Source organism: Halomonas daqiaonensis, from assembly GCF_900109725.1.
GTDB classification, from domain to species: domain Bacteria; phylum Pseudomonadota; class Gammaproteobacteria; order Pseudomonadales; family Halomonadaceae; genus Halomonas; species Halomonas daqiaonensis.
On sequence record NZ_FOBC01000006.1, the window covers coordinates 178,153 to 200,318 of the forward strand.

Sequence of the window (22,166 nt, forward strand, 5' to 3'; positions counted from 1 at the left end):
GGACTCTGACTCATCCCCGGAGTAGTGATGATCGACTGGCGCGCCATCGATACCGTCCTGCTGGACATGGACGGCACCCTGCTGGACCTGCATTTCGACAGCCACTTCTGGCTCGAACACCTGCCGCGACGCTATGTGGAACTGCATCGCCTCGACCAGGCGACCCAGGAGGCACTGCGTGCCCGGATCATCCGCGAGCAGGGCACCCTCAACTGGTACAGCCTGGCCTACTGGAGTCGTGAACTGGGCGTCGATGTGGTGGCGCTCAAGCGCGAGGTGCAGCACCTGATCGGCCTGCGCAGTGACGCCCTCGACTTCCTGCGCTGGCTCAAGGCAGCACATCCCCGCGTGGTACTGGCCACCAATGCCGACCGGGCGAGCCTGGAGCTCAAGCTGCCGCTCACCGGGCTGGAGGCGTACCTGGATGCCATCGTCTCCTCGGCGGATTTCGGCGTCCCCAAGGAAGAGCAGGCCTTCTGGTTTGCCCTGCAGGAGGTTGAGCCTTTCGACCCGCAGCGTACCCTCTTCATCGACGACAACGCCTCGGTGCTGGAGAGTGCCCGGGAGTTCGGCATCCGCCATCTGTTGGGCATCAAGCAGCCCGACAGTCGTCGGCCCGAGAAGGAACTCGAGGAGTTCATCGCCCTGGATCGCTTTGCCAGTATTCTGCCCGATAACCTGCCGTCTGCCGCCGGCGAAGCGCGTGCGGCTGGTGAAGAGAAGGAGAAGGGTGCCCATGGATAGCGTCAGGCTCGACAAGTGGCTATGGGCGGCGCGCTTCTTCAAGACCCGGGCCCTGGCCAAGCAGGCCATCGAAGGCGGCAAGGTCCACTACAACGGCGGCCGGGCCAAGACCAGCAAGACCGTCGAGGTTGGTGCCTTGATCCGGGTCCCCCAGGGCTGGGACATCCTGGAGGTGGAGGTGTTGGCGCTCTCCGACCAGCGTCGCGGCGCCCCCGAGGCGCGCGCGCTCTACCGCGAGACCGAGGAGAGCGTTGCGCGTCGCGAGCGAGAGGCCGAGGCGCGCCGCCTCACCAACCAGGTCATGCAACACCCGCTCAAGCGACCCGACAAGAAGCAGCGTCGGGACATCCGACGTTTCAAGGAGGGCAATGAGGACTAGTACCTGACGCTTCGCCACTCACGATTCACTCCCCACCACACACTCCTCACCGCTTACAGATCCCCTATGACCGACCAGATCCAGCGTTTCCTCTTCGACGACACTAACGTGCGCGGCGAGCTCGTCACCCTCGAGCGGGCCTACGGCGAGGTGCTCGAGCGTCACGACTATCCCCCCGCGGTGAACCACCTGCTCGGCGAGCTGCTTGCCGCAGTGGCCCTGCTCACTGATACCGTCAAGCTCGACGGCACCCTGAGCATCGAGGTGCGCGGCCAGGGTGCGCTGGCCTTGCTGATGGCCGAGTCGAATCCCGGTGGTGAGCTGCGAGCCATCGCTCGGCTGGCCGAGGACGCGGCGATTCCCGGTGCGGACACCAGCTTCCGCGACCTGGTGGGGGAGGGCAAGATCATGATCACCCTGGATCCCACCGACGGCCATCGCTATCAGGGCATTGTGGCCCTCGAGCACGACAGCCTGGCCGGCTGCTTGGCTGCCTATTTCGCCCAGTCCGAGCAGCTGCCGACGCGACTATGGCTGGCCGCCGACGGGCGGCGTGCCGGCGGCCTGCTGCTGCAACGCCTGCCCGACGAGTCCCGCCACCAGGATGTCGACGCTTGGGATCGCACCGTGCACCTCGCCGATACCGTGAAGGACGAGGAACTGCTCGGCCTCGAGCCGCTCGAGGTGCTGCGCCGGCTCTACCATGAGGAGACGGTACGAGTCTTCGACCCCAAGGCGCTGCGCTTCGGTTGCACCTGCTCGCGCGAACGCATCGCCTCTGCGCTGATGACCCTGGGCGAGCAGGAACTTCGCGAGGTGCTGGTCGAGCAGGGCGGCATCGACACCCAGTGCCACTTCTGCCATACCCGCTACCACTTCACGGTGGCTGAAGTCGAGGCGATGCTCGACGACCCCGAGGGAGCGCCACCGACCCTCCACTGAGGCCGTCGTGCCCCCGTGCTGCATGGCAACATGTGTTTTCGAGCGAGCTGTGGTCAATAGCGTCGATGTAGTAGTAAAACTACAAGAACTTCGCCGAAGAACAGCGTTTCCCGGTGGCCGGCTTTTTGCCATAATGACGCCGTTTTTCCGGTCCGATCGCCCAGCCACGAGACGGGAATGACCCGCACACGGCAATCATGGCATGACCCACGTTGCGTCACCGACGCCCGGCACACGAGAGAGAAGCGGCCGCAAGGCCCAGGAAACGACATGACCACGACTCAAGCCGCCCCCCAGCAAGCCGCCATTTCCCACGTCAACCTCTGTAGCGCCGAGCTGATCGAGCGGGCGGTGGCCAGTGGGGAAGGGCGTCTGGCCGCCAACGGCGCCCTGGTGGTGAACACCGGCATGCGCACCGGCCGTTCGCCCAAGGATCGCTTCATCGTCGACGAGCCGAGTACCAGTGGCCAGATCGACTGGGGCAGTGTCAACCGCCCGTTCGATGCCGAGAAGTTCGACGCGCTCTGGGCTCGCGTCGATGCATACCTGGCCAGCGACGAGCACTATGTGTCCGAGCTCCACGTGGGGAGTGATCCGGTCCACTACCTGCCGGTGCGTGTCACCACCCAGACTGCCTGGCACGGTCTCTTCGGCCGCACCATGTTCGTGCGCCCCCAGGCCTACAATCCGTCCGTGAAGGATGAGTGGACCATCCTCAATGCCCCTTTCTTCGAGTGCGATCCGGCCCGGGACGGCACCAACTCCGAGGGCTGCGTGATCCTCAATTTCGCCCAGAAGAAGGTGCTGATCGCCGGTATGCGCTATGCCGGGGAGATGAAGAAGGCGATGTTCTCGGTACAGAATTTCCTGCTGCCGGGCGCCGATGTATTGCCCATGCACTGTTCCGCCAACGTCGGTGAGGATGGCGAGACCACGCTGTTCTTCGGGCTCTCCGGCACCGGCAAGACCACGCTCTCCGCCGACCCGGCGCGCTATCTGATCGGTGACGACGAGCACGGCTGGGGGCCAGGCACCGTCTTCAATATCGAGGGCGGCTGCTACGCCAAGTGCATCGACCTCTCCGAGAAGAACGAGCCGATCATCTGGCAGGCCATCAAGTTCGGTACCGTGCTGGAAAACGTGGTCCTCGATGATCGCCGCGAGCCGGGCTATGCCGACGACAGCCTGACCCAGAACTCGCGAGCCGCCTACCCGCTGGAGCATGTCGAGAAGCGCGTGCTCGAGAACCGGGCCGGCGAGCCCAATGCCATCGTCTTTCTGACCTGTGACATGTCAGGCGTGCTGCCGCCGGTCTCGGTACTTTCCAAGGAAGCCGCCGCCTATCATTTCCTTTCTGGATACACCGCCAAGGTGGGCTCCACCGAGATGGGCTCCTCCGCCGGCCTCGAGGCAACCTTCTCCACCTGCTTCGGTGCTCCTTTCTTCCCGCGTCCGGCGCGCGAATACGCCGATTTGCTGATCAAGCGCGTGGACGAGAAGGACGCTCAGGTCTATCTGGTCAATACCGGTTGGACCGGGGGCGCCTACGGTGAGGGTGGTGCGCGCTTTTCCATTCCCACCACCCGCGCCATCATCAGCGCCATCCAGTCCGGCGTGCTGCGCGACGTCGAGACGCGCCAGGTCGAGGGCCTGAACCTGGCCGTGCCCACCGCCGTGCCGGGCGTCGACTCCAGTCTGCTCGAGCCGCGCGAAACCTGGGAAGACAAGACGGCCTATGACCGCAAGCTTCAGGAGCTGGCCGCCAAGTTCGTCGATAACTTCAAAAAGTTCGACGGCGTCAACGAGGCCATCGTCAAGGCAGGTCCCAGCCTGACCTGAGGCCTGACCTGAGGATAGTAGGCTAGCGAACCGTCGATGATATCGACGGTCTGACCGGGGGAAGGACGCAGCGCCTTCCCCCGGTTGCGTCTTGGCGTAGTGTTCCGGGAGAGTGGCGCCCAGGTCAGACCATCAACGGAGAGAGACCATGAAACGACGGCATTTTCTTGGCGTGCTGGGAGCCGGCAGCCTCGCCGGCCTGCTGCCGGGGCTGGCCGCGGCCAGGCCCAAGCCCGATCTGACCCGTGCCGAGGGGCTCGAGACGCTGGAGCTCTCCGAGGCCGAGTGGCGGGAGCGCCTGAGCGAGGAGGAGTTCGAGGTGCTGCGCGAGGAGGGCACCGAGCCGGCCTTCTCGAGCCCTCTCGACAAGGAGACCCGCGAAGGCGAATACCGCTGTGCTGGCTGTGACCTGCTGCTCTTCACCAGTGCCATGAAGTATGACTCGGGGACCGGCTGGCCGAGCTTCTTCGAGCATGTCGAGGGGCACCTGCTGACCAGTGTCGACTATTTCCTGGTGTTTCCGCGCACCGAGTACCACTGCGCGCGCTGCGGCGGCCACCAGGGTCATGTCTTCGACGACGGCCCCGAGCCCACCGGCCTACGCTGGTGCAATAACGGCATTGCGTTGAGCTTTCACCCCGCATAGCCGCGGCTTACGGCTCCCGGTGAAGCCGGGCTTGTGGTACCTTGTCGCGATCGTCTGGACGTTTGATTGCCAAGGATTTCATGGACGCACACCACAAGATCATCAGTCGCCTCGCCGAGGAACTTGCCGTTCGCCCGCCGCAGATCAAGGCGACGGTGGAACTGCTCGACGGCGGGGCCACCGTGCCCTTCATCGCCCGCTACCGCAAGGAAGTCACCGGCGGGCTAGATGACATCCAACTGCGTCAGCTCCACGAGCGCCTCGCCTACCTCCGCGAACTGGAGGAGCGCCGAGAGGCGGTGCTCGCCGCCATCGACGAGCAGGGCAAGCTCACCGACACTCTGGCCGCCAGTATTCGCGCCGCAGACACCAAGCAGCGCCTCGAAGACCTCTACCTGCCCTACAAGAAGAAGCGGCGCACCAAGGCGCAGATCGCCCGGGAGGCGGGGCTCGAGCCGCTGGCGGATGCCTTGCTCGCCGACCCGACTCTCGATCCCGAGACCGAGGCGGCCCGTTATCTTCGCGCTGCCGAGGGTGACATCCCCGCTGTCGAGGATGCCAAGGCGGCCCTGGATGGCGCCAAGCAGATCCTTATGGAGCGCTTCGCCGAGGACCCCGAACTGGTCGGGCGGCTTCGCGAGCGGCTATGGTGCGAGGGGCAACTCTCCTCCAGGATGATCGCCGGCAAGGAGCAGGAGGGGGCCAAGTTCTCCGACTACTTCGAGCACGATGAGGCGCTCTCGAAGGTGCCCTCGCATCGTGCGCTGGCCATGTTCCGTGGCCGTAATGAGGGCGTGCTGGCGCTGGCCTTGCGTCTGCCCGGCGAAGACGAGGCTCCGCTCCATCCGGCCCAGGTGGCCATTGCCAGGCATTTCGATATTTTCAACGGGAGCGGCGACCAGGGACGTCCCGCGGACAAGTGGCTGGCCGAGGTGGTGCGCTGGACCTGGCGGGTCAAGCTCTATACGCACCTGGAAACCGAGCTGATGGGGCGGTTGCGCGAGCGGGCCGAGCTGGAGGCCATCGAGGTGTTCGCCGCCAACCTCAAGGACCTGCTGCTGGCCGCGCCGGCGGGCCAGAAATCGACGCTGGCCATCGACCCGGGTCTGCGCACCGGCTGCAAGGTCGCAGTGGTGGATGCCACCGGCCAGTTCCTCGAGCACGCGACCATCTATCCCCATGCACCCCAGAACCACTGGGACGCCTCGCTTGCCGAGCTGGCGAAGCTCGTCGAAAAGCACGACGTGGCGCTGATCGCCGTGGGCAACGGTACCGCCAGCCGCGAGACCGACCGACTGGCCGGCGATCTGGTGAAACGGCTGGCGGGCAAGCGTCCACTTGCCAAGGTAATGGTGAGCGAGGCGGGTGCCTCGGTCTATTCCGCCTCGGAGTACGCCTCCCAGGAACTGCCGGATCTCGACGTTACTATTCGGGGGGCGGTCTCCATCGCCCGACGGCTGCAGGACCCGCTGGCCGAACTGGTCAAGATCGAGCCCAAGTCCATCGGCGTGGGTCAGTACCAGCATGATGTCTCGCAGCTGCAGCTCTCTCGGAGCCTGGAGGCGGTGATCGAGGACTGCGTGAACGCCGTGGGGGTGGATCTCAACACGGCGTCCAGCGCGCTGCTGTCGCGGGTCGCCGGCCTCAACGCGACCCTGGCCGACAATATCGTCGCCCGTCGCAACGCGGAGGGCGCCTTCACCAGCCGCCGGGCACTGCTCGACGTCAGTCGCCTGGGACCCAAGACCTTCGAGCAGTGCGCCGGCTTCTTGCGCATCATGAAGGGTGCCAACCCGCTGGACGCCAGCGCTGTGCATCCCGAGGCCTATCCGCTGGTAGAGCGTATCGCCCAGCGCAGCGGGCGTCCGCTGGCCGGATTGATTGGCGACAGCGCCACCCTCAGGTCGCTCGAGCCCGCCGAATTCGCCGACGAGCGTTTCGGCGTGCCCACTGTCACCGATATCCTCGCCGAGCTCGACAAGCCGGGTCGTGACCCGCGCCCCGAATTCAAGGCAGCCGAGTTTCGCGAGGGGGTAGAGACACTCAAGGACCTCGAGCCCGGCATGATCCTCGAGGGCAGCGTGACCAACGTTACCCACTTCGGCGCCTTCGTCGACATCGGCGTCCACCAGGATGGCCTGGTGCATATATCGGCGCTCTCCGAGAAGTTCATCGAGGATCCGCGCACTGTGGTCAAGGCCGGCGACATCGTGCGAGTCAAGGTGATGAGCGTGGATCTCGCGCGCTCGCGCATCGGTCTTACCATGCGCCTCGGTGACCAGCCGGATGAGCAGCGTAGCGACCGGGGTGGCAAAAAGAGCGGCCAAAGGAGTGGTAACCAGCCGCGCCAGGAGCGTGGCAATGCCCATGGCCAGAAGCCCGGCAAGGCCGACGGCAGCAACAAGGCACTCGAGCAGGCCGGCCAGATGGGCTCCCTCGGGGCGGCCCTGCTGCAGGCGAAGAAAAATCGCTGACCTTGAAGCGCCGCCAGGCGGCGCCATAATCTGACGTTTGCCGGGCGCCAGAGCGCCCGCCTTTACACCTGTGGGGTGACCATCTTGTCCGAATCGTTCACCAGCCGCGTCGATCGACTCAAGACCCTGGCCGACCAGGGGCGGGTCGGACGCCTGCGCCGCGGCATCGAGAAGGAGGGGTTGCGGGTCGACGGCGAGGGGCGCATTGCCGCCACCCCGCATCCCGCCGCCCTGGGCTCCAAGCTGACCCATCCGCACATCACCACCGACTACTCCGAGGCGTTGCTGGAATACATCACCCCGGTCACCTGTCGGCCGGGCGATGCCATGACCTTCCTCGCTGACCTGCACCGCTTCAGCTATAGCCAGCTGGACGACGAGCTGATTTGGCCGGCCAGCATGCCATCGCGGCTGGATGGCAACGACAGCGTGGCCATCGCCGACTATGGCCGCTCCAATGTGGGCCTCATGAAGAAGGTCTACCGCAAGGGGCTGGACCTGCGCTACGGGCGGATCATGCAGTCCATCGCCGGCGTGCACTACAACGTCTCGCTGCCCGAGGACCTCTGGGAGCTGCTGCGTGAGCTCGAGGGTGACGTGGACACCTCGCTTCGCGACTACCGCTCGGCGCGCTATTTCGGACTGATCCGCAACTTCCGGCGCCACAGCTGGCTGCTGCTCTACCTGTTCGGCGCCTCGTCGGCGCTGGATCGCAGCTTCCTGCCCAGCGGTGAGTTGCCCGAGAAGCTGCAGCGGCATGGCGAGGACACCCTGGTGTCACGCTACGCCACTAGCCTGCGCATGTCGGACCTGGGCTACCAGAACAAGGTCCAGGAGCAGCTAAAGATCTGCTTCAACTCGCTCTCCAACTACGTCAATACCCTGCGCCATGCCATCGCCACCCCCTGGGAGGACTACCAGAAGCTCGGCGTGAAGGAGGGTGACGAGTGGCGCCAGCTCAACGCCAACATCTTGCAGATCGAGAACGAATACTACAGTGACATCCGCCCCAAGCGGGTGGCCCGCCACGACGAGACCCCCAGCCAGGCGTTGGAAGCCCGCGGTGTGGAGTACATCGAGGTGCGCTGTCTGGACCTCAATCCCTTCCTGCCGCTGGGGGTGGACGAGCCCCAGATACGCTTCATTGATACCTTCTTGATGTGGTGCCTGCTCAGTGAGAGCCCCTGGATCCCCGACGAGGAGTGCGACCGGCTGGACGACAACCGGCGCCTGGTGGTCGAGCGCGGCCGGGATCCCGAGCTGCGCCTGTTGCAGGATGGCCGGCATCGCTCGATTGCCGACTGGGGCGGCGAGATAGTCGCCGAGATGGTGGCGGTGGCGGAACTGCTCGACCGCCTGGAGGAGGGAGAGCCCCATGGCGAGGCACTGGCGGCCCTCTCGCCACGCCTCGAAGATCCCGCCCTGACGCCCTCGGCTCGCCTGTTGGCGCACCTCGAGTCGACCGGTGAATCCTTTGTCGAGGCCATGCTTGGCCTCGCTCGGAAACAGGCCCATGGCTTTCGTGATACCCCCATGGATCCGGCCCGGGAAGCCCTGTTCGACGAGCTGGTGGCGACGTCACTGGCCCAGCAGGACGACTTGGAGGCGCGGGACACAGAAGACTTCGACGACTTCCTGGCCCGCTACTTCGAGCGTGCCCGCGAGGTACGCAGCGTCACGCCGCTACGGACAGGAGAAACCTCATGATCGATGACCTGCGGCGCCTCTCGGTCCGCGACTGGAGCCTTGCAGGCCTGTCGTTCTGTGCGCTGATGATGGCCGTGGCCCTGGGGCTCGAGCACCTCGTCGGGCTGGAGCCCTGTCCGCTGTGCATCCTCCAGCGCGTGGCCGTACTGTCTGCCGCCGCCGTATTCCTCGTCGCGGCGATCCACGACCCGGTGGGGCGTGCGGGGGCGGTGATCTATGGCCTGCTGTCGCTGGCTGCCGTGGGCGGCGGCATCGCCGTGGTGGGGCGCCACCTGTGGCTGCAGTCGCTGCCGGCCGATAAGGTGCCGAGCTGCGGGCCGGGGCTCGATTACATGATGGATATCCTGCCCTTGCAGCAGGTACTGGCCCAGGTGCTCTCCGGCTCGGGGGAGTGCGCCGAGATCGACTTCCTGCTGTTCGGCATCTCGCTTCCTGGTTGGACCCTGGTCGGCTTCCTGGTGCTCGCGCTGGCGCCGTTGGGCCTGCTGCTGGCAGCCAATCGCCCGCGTCGCGGTTATCGCTGGCAGGGCTAGGCTCGGACCATGCGCTATCGTGACCTGGCCTCCCAGGAGGAAATCGACCGCGCCTACGATCCCATGCGGGGGCGTGATTCGGTTCCCCTGCTCGAGGGCTGGCGGGCGCGCAGCGCGACCTCCCGCGGGCGCCATCGGGTAACGCTCGATGCGGCCTACGGGCCAACGCTTGCCGAGTGCATGGATATCTTCCATGCCGAGGGCAGGGGGGAGGAGAGAACGGAGGGGGGAGAGGAGGGCAAGCCTGCCCCCTGTCACCTCTTCTTCCACGGCGGCTACTGGCGCTCGCTCAGCCACAAGGAGTTCGGCTTCGTGGCGAATGGACTGGTGGCGTCGGGGATCACGGTGGCGGTGGTCAACTACGCTCTGTGTCCTGCCGTACGCTTCGGCGAGGTGGTACGCCAGGCCCGGGCGGCCCTGGCCTGGGTCCATCGCAATGCGGCATCAGTGAATGTCGACCCTCGCCAACTCAGCATCTCGGGGCACTCCGCTGGCGGACATCTGTGCGGCATGCTGTTGGCTACCGACTGGGAAAGGGAGTATGGCCTGCCCAACGACCTGATCAGGGGAGCCTTGTGCGTCAGTGGCTTGTATGACCTCGGCCCCTTTCCCTGGTCATGGTTGCAACCCAAGCTCCAGCTCACCGGTCGTGATGTGGCCGACTACAGCCCCGTGCTGTTGCCCTGCCACGTCCCGGCCGGGGTGAAGTTGGTGGCCGGCGGCGAGGAGTCCAGCGAGTTCGCCCGCCAGATGCAGGCCTTCGCCGAGCATTTGCGCGGGCAGGGCATCAGCGTCGAGTCGGCCGTGCTGGAAGGCGATGACCACTTCTCGCTGCTCGACCACTATCGTCCCGGCGGGCGCTTCGTCAAAGGAATCACCGCCTTCCATTCCCAGGGCTTTCGCAGATAGCGATATCACTCGGGGCTGATCCGTCGACAAGTCCCGGAGTGCCGGACCATCGAGGAGGCGCTGTGAATACCTCCCTGTAAGCTACCGACGCCTTCCCTGGCGTAGGACCTCCTCTTCGGCTTGTCCCCGGCGCCCTCGTCATGCCCAACTTCGACCATCCAAAGGGCAGTCAGACCCCCAGATAGCGGTCGCGGATACCGGTGTCCAGCGCCTCGGGCGGCCCCGTCCACGCCGTGCGACCCTTCTCCAGGATGGTGCAGCGGTCCACCACAGGCAGCAGTTCGCCGAGCGACTTGTCGATGATCAGCGTCGACTGGCCCTGCGCCTTGATCAGACGCAGCGCCGACCAGATCTCCTGGCGGATCACCGGGGCCAGGCCCTCGGTCGCCTCGTCGAGCACCAGGAGGCGCGGGTTGGTCATCAGGGCGCGACCGATGGCGAGCATCTGCTGTTCGCCGCCGGAGAGGGTGGCCGCCATCTGGCGGCGCCGCTCGGCCAGACGAGGGAAGAGCCCTTCGACCCGCTCCCGGTTCCAGGATCCGGGGCGCGCGGTGACGACCAGGTTCTCGCGCACCGAGAGATTGGGAAAGCAGCGGCGCCCCTCCGGCACCAGTCCCAGGCCGCATTGGGCGATGCGGTAGGCCGGCAGTCGCCGCAGGTCGCGTGACTCGAACAGGATGCGGCCGCGACGGGCCGGGGTCAGGCCGAACAGCGAGCGGATGGTGGTGGTCTTGCCCATGCCGTTGCGTCCCATGAGGGCGACCATCTGGCCGGCCTCGACCCGCAGGTTGACGCCGAACAGCGCCTGAGAGGGCCCGTAGAAGGTCTCGATGTCGGTGATCTCGAGCATCTCAGTCTCCCAGGTAGGCGTCGCGAACGCGCGGGTCGCGACGGATGGTCGCGCTGTCGCCATGGGCGATGATGCTTCCCGCCACCAGCACGGAGATGCGGTCCGCAAGCCGGAACACCGCGTCCATGTCATGCTCGATCAGCAGGATGGGGACCTCGTGTTTCAGCGTCTCGAGCAGTTCGGTGAGCCGCGCCGTTCCCTCGGGGCCGAGGCCCGCCATGGGCTCGTCCAGCAGCAGGGCCCGGGGCTTCAGGACCAGCGCACAGGCCACTTCCACCTGGCGGCGCTCGCCGTGGGAGAGCTCCGCGACCGGCGTGTCGGCACGGTGAGCCAGGTGCATGCGCTCCAGCGCCGCGCGGGCGGGGGCCAGCAGGCTAGGGTCTCGATCGACGGGCTGCCAGAAGCGGAAGCTGTGCCCCTGCAGCGCCTGGGCGCCGATCATCACGTTACGCAGCACGCTGAGCGGCTCGGCCAGGCACGAGACCTGGAAGCTGCGGCCCAGGCCGAGGCGGGCCCGGCGGGCGACTCCCAGGGCGGTGATGTCGTGCGCTCCCAGGTGGATCTGGCCGCTATCAGGCCTGAGGCTGCCGGCGATCTGCGCGATCAGGGTCGACTTGCCGGCGCCGTTGGGCCCGATCAGGGTGTGGATCTCGCCGGCTTTCAGCTCCAGCGACACGTCGTCGGTGGCCTGAAGGGCGCCGAAGCGCTTGTGCAGGCCGGATATCGACAGCACGCTCTCACTCATGCTGCTGCCTCCCGGCCAGCCAGCCGATCACGCCCTGCTTGGCGAACAGCACCACACCCAGCAGCACCAGGCCGAGGAAGAACTGCCAGTATTCGGTCAGCCCCCCCAGCAGGGTCTCCATCATCACGAAGAGGATGGCCCCCGCGAGTGGCCCGTAGAGGCGGCCGACACCGCCCAGGATGACGATCACCATCAGCTCGCCGGAGAGGTGCCAGCTCAGCATGGAGGGGCTAACGAACCCGTTCAGATCGGCGTAGAGGGCACCGGCCAGGCCAGTGATCATCGCCGAGATGACGAAGGCTACCAGGCGGATGGGGAAGGGGGAGATACCGGCAGTGGCGAGGCGGGTCTCATTGAGACGTGCCATGGTCAGGGCGGCCCCGAAGCGTGACCTCATCAGTCGCGAGGTGAGCGCCATGGAGAGTACCAGTGCCGTGAAGCAGATCAGGAAGAAGCTCAGGGCGTCGTTGGTATCGATTCCTGGCAGGGTGTTTCGCAGGTAGATCGGCAGGCCATCCTGGCCACCGTAGTCCGGCCAGGAGTTGGCGAAATAGTAGGCCATCTGGGCGAAGGCTAGGGTGATCATGATGAAGTAGACGCCGGTAGTGCGCAGCGAGATGGCGCCGATCGCCAGGGCGAGCAGGCCACAGAGCAGCACGGCAGCCAGCCAGATCGCCAGCATGTTGTCGCTGCCGGGCAGGCCCATCACCAGGCTGCCGTCGAATGCATGAAAGGCGCTGATGCCGGTCACGTAGCCACCCAGGCCGAAGTAGGCGGCATGGCCGAAGCTGATCATGCCACCGTAGCCGATGGCCAGGTTGAGACCCACGGCAGCCATTGCGACCAGGGCGACGCGGGAGGCGAGATTCACGTAGTAGATCTCGCCCATCAGGTGGGCGGCGACGGGCGCCAGCAGCATCACCGCCAGCAGCACGCCGTGTACCAGGTGTCGGCGTTCCAGCCAGCTTCTCGATTCTGACGGGCTCGCTTCGGGGGTTGTCGCAGGATGGAGCCTAGTCATGGGCGGCAAAGAGCCCCTTTGGCTTGAAGGCGAGAATCACCGCCATGAGGATGTAGATCAGCATGGCGGCCAGGGCAGTCCCGGTACCGGCGGCGTCCGAAGGGCTCATGAACTGGCCGAACAGGGCAGGCAGGAAGACCCGGCCCAGGGTATCCACCATGCCGACCAGCAGGGCGCCGAGCAGGGCGCCCTTGATCGAGCCGATGCCGCCGATCACGATCACCACGAAGGCCAGGATCAACACCGGCTCCCCCATGCCCACCTGCACCGACTGGAGGGCGCCGACCAGTGATCCGGCCAGGCCCGCCAGGGCGGCACCCAGGGCGAATACCAGTGTGTAGAGCCGCCGGATGTTGACCCCCAGGGCACCGATCATCTCCCGGTCGCTCTCGCCGGCGCGGATGCGCATGCCCAGCCGGGTATGTGCGATCAGCAGGTAGAGGCCCGCGGCGACGACCACCCCCACGGCGATGATCACCAGTCGATAGACGGGATAGCGCGAACCGCCGGGCAGGGCCACCGATCCGGACAGCGCCTCGGGCGGGCTGAGCCACAACGGCGAGGAGCCGAACAGCCAGCGGGTGCCCTCGGAGAAGATCAGGATCAGCGCGAAGGTCGCGAGGACCTGATCGAGGTGCTGGCGATGGTAGAGACGGCGTATCACCAGCAATTCGACGATGGCGCCCGCTGCCGCGGCCGCCAGCACGCCGGCGACCAGTCCCAGCAGGAAGGAGCCGGTCGAGACGGTAGCCAGGGCGGTGACATAGGCCCCGACCATGTAGAAGGAGCCATGGGCCAGGTTGATCAATCCCATGACGCCGAACACCAGGGTCAGGCCGCTGGCCATCAGGAACAGCATGGTACCGAGTTGCAGGCCGTTGATCAGTTGCTCGATCAGCAGGGTAACGGACACGTCAGGCATCCTTGGCGGAACGAAGGAAGAGGCGGTGCCGGGCCGATGCCTGGCCCGGCACCGTGGCGATTACATCCGGCACTGCTCGGCATAGACGTCCTGGATATCCTCGACGGCGATGCCGACCAGGCGGTTGGTCGGTTCGCCGTCTTCGCCCTCGACCACCTCGCGGACATAAATGTCCTGGATCGGGTGGTGGTTCGGGCCGAAGCGGAACTCGCCGCGCACCGAGTCGAAGTCCGCCTCGCGCAGCGCCTCGCGGAAGGCATCCTGGTCGCTCGGATGGGCCTTCTCCAGGGCGCTGAGGATCAGGCGGGCGGTATCGTAGCCCTGGGCCGCATAGAGGGTCGGCATGCGGTCGTAGGCGTCCTGGAAGCCTTCGACGAAGGCCTGGTTGGCTGCATTTTCCAGGTCATAGGCCCACTGCGAGGTGTTCATGGCGCCGATCGCGGCGCTGCCCACCGCCTTGATGATCGTCTCGTCAAACGAGAAGGCCGCCCCGAATACCGGCATCTCCACCCCCGAATTCTCCCACTGCTTCATGAAGGAGATACCCATGCCGCCGGGAAGAAAGAAGAACAGGCTGTCGGCATCGCTGGCGCGGATCCTGGCGATCTCGGCGGCATAGTCGGTCTGGCCGAGCTGGGTATAGATCTCATCGGCGACCTCGCCCTCGAAGAGATGCTTGAAGCCGGCCAGTGCATCGGTGCCGGCAGGGTAGTTCGGCGCCATCAGCAGCGGATTCTCGAAGCCCTGCTCGCGCATGTAGGCACCCATTGCGCCGTGCAGGTTGTCGTTCTGATAGGCCACGTTGAAGTAGTTCTCGTGGCACATCTTGCCGGCGAGAGCCGAGGGGCCGGCATTGGGCGAGAGGTAGAAGGTTCCCTGGCGGACCACCGAGGGCACCACGGCCATAGCCAGGTTGGACCAGATGATGCCGGTCAGGATATCGACCTCGTCGCGCTGCATGAATTCGTTGGACAGTGACTTGGCGAGGTCGGGGCGGCGGGCGTCATCCTGGATCAGGACCTCGATGTCGTCGCGATCCGCCTGGTCCATGGCGAGCATGAAGCCGTCGCGGACATCGACACCGAGATGGGAGCCGCCCCCCGAGAGGGTGGTGATCATGCCGATCTTGACGTCCTCGGCCTGGGCTGTGGCTACGGCGGTCGTCATCAGCAGGCCGAGGCCGGCGCGGGTCAGCTTGTTCATGGAAATCCTCTCCAGAGTCCGGTTGGTGTCATGGCGGCTGCACCGTGATGGCGACCGCGCAGTCAAAATACCGATGTAACGTACTATGAATGCCCCGTCGAGCTCTCCACGCTCCCCTCGCGGTGCACGCTTTGACTATCCTCGCGGCCAGGCCGCGGCGACTCAAGCGCCACTTCGGCAATGCCACGGCAGCAGGATTGACAGCGGGCCCGGCAGGCGCGAGTCTGGCATTTCGCGGTTCGAGTTACCCGAGTGGCTGGACGCATCGGGCTAGGGAGGCACCCATGCTGGAAGACTGCAAGAATGCCCTGGAGCGCTGGGGCGGCGTTCACGAGCTGATCGATCGCTGGCTTCACGAGCGCCGTGAGCTGCTGATCCACTTCGCCGCGCTGAAGCAGGCCTGCGATGCCGAGCTCGAGACGGTGAGCTCGAAGAGCGTCAACACCTTCAGCGAACTGCTGATGGATTATATCAGCGCTGGCCATTTCGAGATCTACCCGCAGTTGCGGGAAGAAGCGAAAGCCTTCGCTGATCACCAGGCCCTGGAACTCGCCGACCGCCTGCTGGAGCGCCTGGAGATGTCCACCGAACTGGTGCTCTCCTTCGACCGCGACTACGACAGCCCCGCTCGCGCTGAACATCACCTGCGTCGACTTCCCGCCTGGCTCGATCGCCTGAGCCGAGGGCTCAGCGAACGCTTCAGCCTCGAGGACCAACTGATCGCCCGCCTGCATGCGGCCCATACGCCGGATTCCGCTGGTGCCGAGCTGCGCTCGGAGCTGTAGGAGCGCGATTTATCGCACGATCTGCCGCGGTACCATCAATCGCCGGATAAAGCCGGCTCCTACGCCTTGGTTCTGCTCACTCCTCACCGCCCCTTAGGCCCCAGCACCAGCATGCAGGGCGTGAGCAGCAGGGTCAGGCCGGTGGCGAAGGTCAGGCCACCGGCGATGGCGCTGGAGAGCTGGGTCCACCACTGGGTCGAGGGCGCGCCCAGCCCCAGGCTCGGGGTGAGCAGGTCGACGTTGACGCCCAGCACCATGGGCATGAGCCCCAGCACTGTGGTCACGGCGGTGAGCAATACCGGCCGCAGGCGCAGGCCGCCGGCCTCGAGTGCCGCTTCCCTGGGAGAATGTCCCTCGCCACGCAACTGGTTGTAGGTATCGATCAACACGATGTTGTTGTTCACCACGATGCCCGCCAGGGCGATGATGCCCATGCCTACCATGACGATGCCGAAGGGCTGGGCATTCGCGAGCAGGCCGAGCAGCACGCCGGCGGTGGAGAAGACAATGGCCGAAAGCACGAGTGCCGCCTGGTAGAGGCTGTTGAACTGGGTGACGAGGATCAGCGCCATCAGGCAGATCGCCACCAGGAAGGCCGTGGCCAGGAACTGCATCGCCTCCTGCTGGTCCTCTTGCTCGCCGGCCACGTTGACTCTCACCCCCTCGGGAGGCTCCTCCATGGCCGCCCTCAGTGCCGCCAGGCGCTCGTCGGGGCGGTGCTCGGCGGTGACGTCGGCCTCCAGGGTGATGGCCCGGCGCCCGTCGATGCGGTGCAGGGTGCCCACCTTGGGAGCGGGTTCCAGCGAGACGAAGTGCGAGATAGGTACCTGTCCGCGACTCGTGTTCAGCGTCAGGCGGCCCAGCTGGTCCAGCGAGCGGGCACCCCGCGGCAGGCGTACTCGGATATCTACCTCGTCGTTGACCCCGGAGGGGCGGTAGCTCGCTACCTGCAGCCCGGTGGTGATCAGTTGTACGGCACTGCCCACGGTCGCCACGTCGGTGCCGAAACGGGCGGCGGCCTCGCGGTCCACCTTCACCCGCCACTCCACGCCCGGCAGGCTGCGGTTGTCCTCGATGTCGCGAAAGCCGCCCAGCTCGCCCATGGTCCGGCGCAGCGAGGTGACGACCTGATCGGCCAGGGCCGGGTCCTCGGCGCTGATCTCCAGCACGATGGGCTTGCCGCCGGCCGGTCCCGATTCCTGTTCGCGGAATTCCAGCTGGATGCCAGGCAGATCGCGGGTGCGCTCGGCCATCTCGGCCAGGATCGCGCTGGCCGGGCGGCGCTGCTGCCAGTCGATCAGTTGGAACTGCAGCACCCCCACCACGTCGCTGCCGAGTTGCTGGTCCGGTACGGCAAAGGAGCGCGCATAGAGCGCCTGGACCTCGCTCATGCCGGTGAGCCGCGCCTCGACCCGTCGTACCACGGCATCGGTCTCCACGGCAGAGAAGTCGCCCCGTGCGCGTACCAGCACCTGGGCGGTGTCGGGTTCGACGCTGGGGAAGAATTCGACGCCGTGGTTGAAGCGGGCGTAGCCGGTGTAGATCAGCGCCATCAGCAGCAGGGCGACCAACAGTGTGAGGCCCGGCCAGGCGAGCAGGCGGGCCAGCAAGGCCCGGTAGAGCCGGCCGCCGGCGGTGATCAGCTCGGTGTCGCCGCTGACGGCGGTACGCCGCACGCTGAACACGCCGCCCAGGGTGGGCAGGAACACCAGCGCCATGGCCAGCGACGCCAGCAGGCAGAGGATCACCGTGATGGGCAGGTATTTCATGAACTGCCCGACCACGCCGGGCCAGAACAGCAGCGGCACGAAGACCGCCAGGGTGGTGGCGGTGGAGGCGATCACCGGCCAGCTCATGCGTGTGGCGGCCTGGATCCAGGCCTCCCGGGGCGGCCGGCCCTGGCGCTGGTGGCGGTCGGCCAGTTCGCTGACCACGATGGCGCCGTCCACCAGCATGCCGGCGACCAGGATCAGCGCGAACATCACCACGATGTTGAGGGTGTAACCGAGGGCCCAGATCAGCAGGATGCCGGTGAGGAAGGCGCCGGGAATGGTCAGGCCCACCATCAGCGCCGAGCGCAGACCCATGGCGGCCAGGATCAGCACCAGCACCAGCACCACCGCGGTGACCACATTGTTGAGCAGTTCCGAGAGGATGTCGCGCACGGTCTCGGACTGGTCGAGGATGGTGGTGACCTCCAGCTCCTCGGGCATCAACTCGGCGGCCTCGTCGAGCAGCCCCTGCACCTGGGCCACGGTGGCGATGATGTTGGCTCCGGCCCGCTTGGAGATCTCCAGCACCAGGGCCGGCTGGCCGTCGATGCGGGCGAAGCCTTGCGGGTCCTTGAAGGTGGGACGTATCCAGGCCACGTCGCCGAAGGTCACCACCCGGTCGCCGTCGACCTTCACCGGCATCGACATGACGTCCTCGAGGCGCTCGATGATCCCCGGCACCTTGAGCGCCTGGCGTCCGGCCCCGGTGTCCAGGCTGCCCGCCGCCACCAGGCGGTTGTTGCGGTTGAACAGGTTGAACAAGGTGTCGAAGTCGACCCCGTAGCTGTCGAGCACCAGGGGGTCGACGACGACCTCCAGCAGGTTCTCGCGGTCACCACCGATGTCTACCTCGAGCACCGCCGGAATGCCCTCGATTTCCTGCTGCAGGCGGCGTGCTACGGCCAGTCGCCGGCGCTCCTCCAGCGGCCCCGAAAGGCCGATCGATAGCACCGGGAAGAGCGCCACGTTGACCTCCATGACGCGCGGCTCGTCGGCCTCGGCAGGCAGTTCGGCGCGGGCGATGTCGACCTTCTCGCGCACATCGGTCAGTGCCTGGTCGGGGTCGAAGCCGGGATCGAACTCAAGGGTGACGGCGGCACGGCCCTCGCTTGCCTGGGCGGTCATCTTGCGCAGCCCCTCGATGCTGCGCAGTTCCTGCTCCATGGGACGCACCAGCAGTCGTTCGCCATCCTCGGGGCTTACGCCCTCCAACGACATCGCCACATAGATGATGGGGATGGTGACGTCGGGGTTGGCCTCCTTGGGGATCGCCTGCCAGGCGCCCAGCCCCGCCAGCAGCAGCGCGACCAGCAGCAGCACGGTGGTGCGCGAGCGATCCAGCGCCGCCTCGATCAGGGTGCGCATGTCAGCGCGCTTCCCCGGGAACGTCGGTGTCTGCCTGTGGAGTGGCCTTCTCCACGGGGACGGCCGCTACCCGCTCGCCAGCCTCCACGAAGCCACCACCCAGGGTGATCAGCCGGACCCGTTCGGGCAGCCCTGCCACTCGGGCGGTTTCGGTATCGGCACTGACCAGCTCGATCGGGGTAAGCAGCACCCTGTCGTCGGCGTCGAGGTGCTTTACCGCCAGCTGCCCCTCGCCATCGAGCTCGAGCAGGGCAGGGGAGAGCCGATGCACCCGGCGCTCTGGCAGGCGAATGACCAGCGTGGCACTGGCACCGGCCAGGCGGCGTCCCTCGGGATTGGCCAACGTGGCTTCGACGGGGAAGCTGCGGGTGCTGTCGTTGGCACGGCTGGCCACGTGGCTCAGCTCGCCTGAGAGACGTGTACCGTCGAGCAGCTGGATCTCGGCGGGTAGTCCGGGGGACAGCGACAGGGCGTCCCGTTGGGGCGCCGCGGCCAGCGCGGTGAGCCGCGAGTCGTCGATCAGCCGGCCCCAGGTCTCGCCGACCTGGACCAGGTCCCCGAGCTCGACCTCGAGGCGATCCAGCACCCCCTCGAAAGGGGCCTCGGGGCGGGTGTCGTCGAGCTGGCGACGCAGGCTGGCGACCTCGGCCAGAGCCTGGCTGACACCGCTCTGCCGGCGCAGGTAGTCGGGGTTGGAGATCAGCTCGCGCCGGCGCAGCTGCTCGGCGCCGGCGAGCTCGGCTCGCGCCAGGGCCAATTCGGCCTCGGCCTGCTCGAGTCGCGCGGGAAGCTCCTCGCGGGCCAGGGCCAGCAGCGTCTCGCCGCGGCTGACCCGCCCGCCCAGAGCGACCGGCAACGCTTCAACCCGGCCCGACTGTCGAGCGCGCAGATCCACCTCGCGGTGGGCCTCCAACTGGCCCTGCAGCACCAGTTGGGGCGAGTAGGCCTGTGCCTGACGCTCCACGACCTCGACGCGGGTCAGCGCCTGTTCCTCGGCTTCATCTCCCTCGGGCGGGGTGTCGCGGAATCCCTCGATATCACCCAAAGCCAGCCAGACCAGCAGCAGGCAGGTTAGCCCGATGGCGAGCAGGACGGAGAGTGGGGGGAGACGACGGCGGGACATGCAATGTGGTCCATCAGCGAGCATGAGAGTGTGAGCATACTATCCTCGTCAGGCTCTCTCATACAGTTGTTTGCCGCACTCGCCCCCTCCTCTCCCTAGGTCGAATTGAGTTTTGTGCACTGCAGGCATACCATCTTTTCGACTCGAATTGCGGCCGGGGCAGGCGGCGTGCCTGCCCGGCTCATCCTCACGGCGACAACCCGCGCGTTGAAAACCCAAGGAGCCACCATGAAAGACCCCGTCCGTATTGCCATCACCGGTGCTGCCGGTCAGATCAGCTATTCGCTCGCCTTCCGTATCGCCTCCGGCGACATGCTGGGCAAGGACCAGCCGGTTATCCTGCAACTGCTGGAGATTCCGCCGGCCATGGACGCCCTCAACGGCGTGGTGATGGAGCTCAACGACTGCGCCTTCCCGCTGCTTCAGGACATCGTCGCCACCGACGATGCCAATGTCGCCTTCAAGGACGCCGACTTCGCCCTGCTGGTCGGCGCTCGTCCGCGCGGCCCTGGCATGGAGCGCAAGGACCTGCTGGAAGCCAATGCGGCGATCTTCTCCGTGCAGGGCAAGGCCATCAACGACAACGCCAGCCGTGATGTGCGCGTGCTGGTGGTGGGCAACCCGGCCAACACCAACGCCCTGATCGCCTCCTGCAACGCGCCGGACCTGGACGCCGGCCAGTTCACTGCAATGATGCGTCTGGACCACAACCGCGCCAAGACCCAGCTGGCCCAAAAGGCCGGCAAGCACGTCAACGACGTCGAGCAGATGATCGTCTGGGGCAACCACAGTGCGACCCAGTACCCCGACCTGGCCCACTGCAAGGTGGCGGGCAAGCCGGCCTTCGACCTGGTCGAGCGCGACTGGTACGAGAGCGACTTCATCCCCACCGTGCAGCAGCGCGGTGCCGCCATCATCAAGGCGCGTGGCGCCTCCTCCGCGGCCTCCGCGGCCTCCGCCGCCATCGACCACATGCGCGACTGGGCGCTGGGAACCGATGAAGTGGTGAGCATGGGCATTCCCGCCGACGGCAGCTATGGCGTGGAGCCCGGCATCATGTACTCCTACCCGGTCACCTGTAAGGGTGGCAAGTACGAGATCGTCCAGGGTCTCGAGGTCGACGAGTTCAGCCGCGGCCGCATGAAGGCCACCGAAGACGAGCTGCGCGAAGAGCGCGCCGCCGTCGAGCATCTGCTGGGCTGATCGCTAGCGCCAAGCGCCGAGCTAAAAGCGCCGAGCTAAAAGCGCCGAGCTAAAAGCGCCGAGCTAAAAGCGCCGAGCTAAAAGCGCCGAGCTAAAAGCGCCGAGCTAAAAGCAAACCCTGAGGCCATGACCTCGGGGTTTGCTTTCGTTGGGGAGCCACACACTGATGGCCGCTTGGCCGCTTGGCCGCTTGGCCGCTTGGCCGCTTGGCCGCTTGGCCGCTTGGCCGCTTGGCCGCTCAGTCCCTCAAGCTGATGATCTTCCACCCGCGGGCTTCGGCGACCTCGCGCAGGCTGGGGTCGGGGTCCACCGCTACCGGATGGTCGACCTGCTCCAGAAGCGCCAGGTCGTTGTGGGAGTCGCTGTAGAACCAGCTGCCGTCCAGGGTCAGGTCCTTGTCGGCCAGCCATGCTTCCAGACGCTCGACCTTGCCCTCACGGAAGCTGGGGACGCCACTGGCGCGACCGGTGTAACGGCCATCGACCACCTCGGGCTCCACCGCGATCAGCTCGTCGATGCCCAGGCGCTCGGCGATGGGGCCGGTGATGAAGCGATTGGTGGCGGTGACGATCAGCAGGGTGTCGCCGCGGGTGCGATGGCGGGCCACCAGTTCCTCGCCCTTGGACAGGATATGCGGCTCGATCTTGCTGGCCATGAACTGCTGGTGCCAGGCAGCGAGCTGCTCCGGGCTGTGCTCCGTGAGCGGTCGCAGCGCCACTTCCAGGAAGGCCTGTATATCCAGGATGCCGGCCTCATAGTCGGCCAGGAAGCGATCGTTGGCCTCGCGGTAGGCCACCGGGTCCACGGCGCCCTGTTCCAGCAGGAACTCTCCCCAGGCATGGTCGCTGTCGGTCGACAGCAGGGTGTTGTCCAGGTCGAAGATGGCCAGGCTCACTGCATTCCCCTCGTGTGTTGGTGATCGAGCGCGTTTCATGGTCGTGAAATGGTCGGCGATTATGGCAGAAGCGCCGTCGGGCTTCGAGCGTCAGGCCGGCACCGGTAAC

19 protein-coding genes are annotated in these 22,166 nt (G+C 66.3%); 11 read left to right on the forward strand and 8 right to left on the reverse strand.

Features of this window, described 5'->3' with window-relative positions; translation table 11 throughout:
* Positions 1 to 27: 27 nt before the first annotated feature.
* The 9 genes from yrfG to BMY30_RS06815 all read left to right on the forward strand — a co-directional run bounded on the left by yrfG (position 28) and on the right by BMY30_RS06815 (position 10,173).
* A complete protein-coding gene (gene yrfG / locus BMY30_RS06775; protein ID WP_089711875.1) occupies positions 28 to 744 on the forward strand; it encodes a GMP/IMP nucleotidase in 717 nt (238 codons plus the stop codon).
* On the forward strand, positions 737 to 1,123 hold the full coding sequence (hslR, locus tag BMY30_RS06780; protein ID WP_089711877.1) for a ribosome-associated heat shock protein Hsp15: 387 nt from the start codon (positions 737 to 739) through the stop codon (positions 1,121 to 1,123). The genes yrfG and hslR overlap by 8 nt, the downstream gene beginning before the upstream one ends.
* Before the next feature lie 66 nt (positions 1,124 to 1,189).
* Positions 1,190 to 2,065, forward strand: coding sequence for an Hsp33 family molecular chaperone HslO (gene hslO / locus BMY30_RS06785; protein ID WP_089711879.1), 876 nt, complete (start codon positions 1,190 to 1,192; stop codon positions 2,063 to 2,065).
* Between the two features lie 270 nt (positions 2,066 to 2,335).
* The gene (locus BMY30_RS06790; RefSeq protein WP_089711881.1) at positions 2,336 to 3,904 is read left to right on the forward strand and encodes a phosphoenolpyruvate carboxykinase; all 1,569 of its coding nucleotides are present in this window, start codon (positions 2,336 to 2,338) and stop codon (positions 3,902 to 3,904) included.
* A gap of 148 nt (positions 3,905 to 4,052) precedes the next feature.
* Entirely contained in the window at positions 4,053 to 4,550 is a 498-nt protein-coding gene (gene msrB / locus BMY30_RS06795) for a peptide-methionine (R)-S-oxide reductase MsrB (RefSeq protein WP_089711883.1), read from the forward strand.
* 80 nt (positions 4,551 to 4,630) lie between these two features.
* The gene (locus tag BMY30_RS06800) at positions 4,631 to 7,024 is read left to right on the forward strand and encodes a Tex family protein (protein ID WP_089711884.1); all 2,394 of its coding nucleotides are present in this window, start codon (positions 4,631 to 4,633) and stop codon (positions 7,022 to 7,024) included.
* 75 nt (positions 7,025 to 7,099) lie between these two features.
* Positions 7,100 to 8,731 (forward strand): glutamate--cysteine ligase, encoded by a 1,632-nt coding sequence (gshA, locus tag BMY30_RS06805; RefSeq protein ID WP_425283424.1) that lies wholly within the window; start codon positions 7,100 to 7,102, stop codon positions 8,729 to 8,731.
* Entirely contained in the window at positions 8,728 to 9,264 is a 537-nt protein-coding gene (locus tag BMY30_RS06810) for a disulfide bond formation protein B (protein ID WP_089711886.1), read from the forward strand. Before gshA ends, BMY30_RS06810 begins: the two co-directional genes overlap by 4 nt.
* A gap of 9 nt (positions 9,265 to 9,273) precedes the next feature.
* Complete coding sequence (locus BMY30_RS06815; RefSeq protein WP_089711888.1) at positions 9,274 to 10,173, forward strand: alpha/beta hydrolase; 900 nt, start codon at positions 9,274 to 9,276, stop codon at positions 10,171 to 10,173.
* A gap of 169 nt (positions 10,174 to 10,342) precedes the next feature.
* Here the strand turns inward: BMY30_RS06815 and BMY30_RS06820 are convergent, their stop codons facing one another.
* From BMY30_RS06820 to BMY30_RS06840, 5 genes are all read right to left on the reverse strand, one after another.
* Positions 10,343 to 11,023, reverse strand: a complete 681-nt coding sequence (locus BMY30_RS06820; RefSeq protein ID WP_089711890.1) for an ABC transporter ATP-binding protein — start codon at positions 11,021 to 11,023, stop codon at positions 10,343 to 10,345.
* 1 nt (position 11,024) lies between these two features.
* Positions 11,025 to 11,768, reverse strand: a complete 744-nt coding sequence (locus BMY30_RS06825; protein ID WP_089711891.1) for an ABC transporter ATP-binding protein — start codon at positions 11,766 to 11,768, stop codon at positions 11,025 to 11,027.
* On the reverse strand, positions 11,761 to 12,789 hold the full coding sequence (locus BMY30_RS06830; RefSeq protein ID WP_089711893.1) for a branched-chain amino acid ABC transporter permease: 1,029 nt from the start codon (positions 12,787 to 12,789) through the stop codon (positions 11,761 to 11,763). The genes BMY30_RS06825 and BMY30_RS06830 overlap by 8 nt, the downstream gene beginning before the upstream one ends.
* Entirely contained in the window at positions 12,782 to 13,702 is a 921-nt protein-coding gene (locus tag BMY30_RS06835; RefSeq protein ID WP_089711894.1) for a branched-chain amino acid ABC transporter permease, read from the reverse strand. The genes BMY30_RS06830 and BMY30_RS06835 overlap by 8 nt, the downstream gene beginning before the upstream one ends.
* Before the next feature lie 69 nt (positions 13,703 to 13,771).
* On the reverse strand, positions 13,772 to 14,914 hold the full coding sequence (locus BMY30_RS06840) for an ABC transporter substrate-binding protein (RefSeq protein WP_089711896.1): 1,143 nt from the start codon (positions 14,912 to 14,914) through the stop codon (positions 13,772 to 13,774).
* A 284-nt stretch (positions 14,915 to 15,198) separates the two neighbouring features.
* Between BMY30_RS06840 and rsd the strand changes: the two genes are divergently transcribed.
* On the forward strand, positions 15,199 to 15,699 hold the full coding sequence (gene rsd, locus BMY30_RS06845; RefSeq protein ID WP_089711898.1) for a sigma D regulator: 501 nt from the start codon (positions 15,199 to 15,201) through the stop codon (positions 15,697 to 15,699).
* 83 nt (positions 15,700 to 15,782) lie between these two features.
* On the opposite strand, the gene BMY30_RS06850 is transcribed toward rsd, so the two are convergent.
* Positions 15,783 to 18,836, reverse strand: coding sequence for an efflux RND transporter permease subunit (locus BMY30_RS06850; protein WP_089711900.1), 3,054 nt, complete (start codon positions 18,834 to 18,836; stop codon positions 15,783 to 15,785).
* Between the two features lies 1 nt (position 18,837).
* Positions 18,838 to 19,959, reverse strand: a complete 1,122-nt coding sequence (locus tag BMY30_RS06855; RefSeq protein ID WP_089711902.1) for an efflux RND transporter periplasmic adaptor subunit — start codon at positions 19,957 to 19,959, stop codon at positions 18,838 to 18,840.
* A gap of 228 nt (positions 19,960 to 20,187) precedes the next feature.
* Between BMY30_RS06855 and BMY30_RS06860 the strand changes: the two genes are divergently transcribed.
* Positions 20,188 to 21,162: a malate dehydrogenase gene (locus BMY30_RS06860; protein ID WP_089711904.1), complete on the forward strand. Its 975-nt coding sequence runs from the start codon at positions 20,188 to 20,190 to the stop codon at positions 21,160 to 21,162.
* A gap of 238 nt (positions 21,163 to 21,400) precedes the next feature.
* On the opposite strand, the gene BMY30_RS06865 is transcribed toward BMY30_RS06860, so the two are convergent.
* A complete protein-coding gene (locus tag BMY30_RS06865; protein ID WP_089711906.1) occupies positions 21,401 to 22,057 on the reverse strand; it encodes a histidinol-phosphatase in 657 nt (218 codons plus the stop codon).
* Between the last annotated feature and the right edge of the window lie 109 nt (positions 22,058 to 22,166).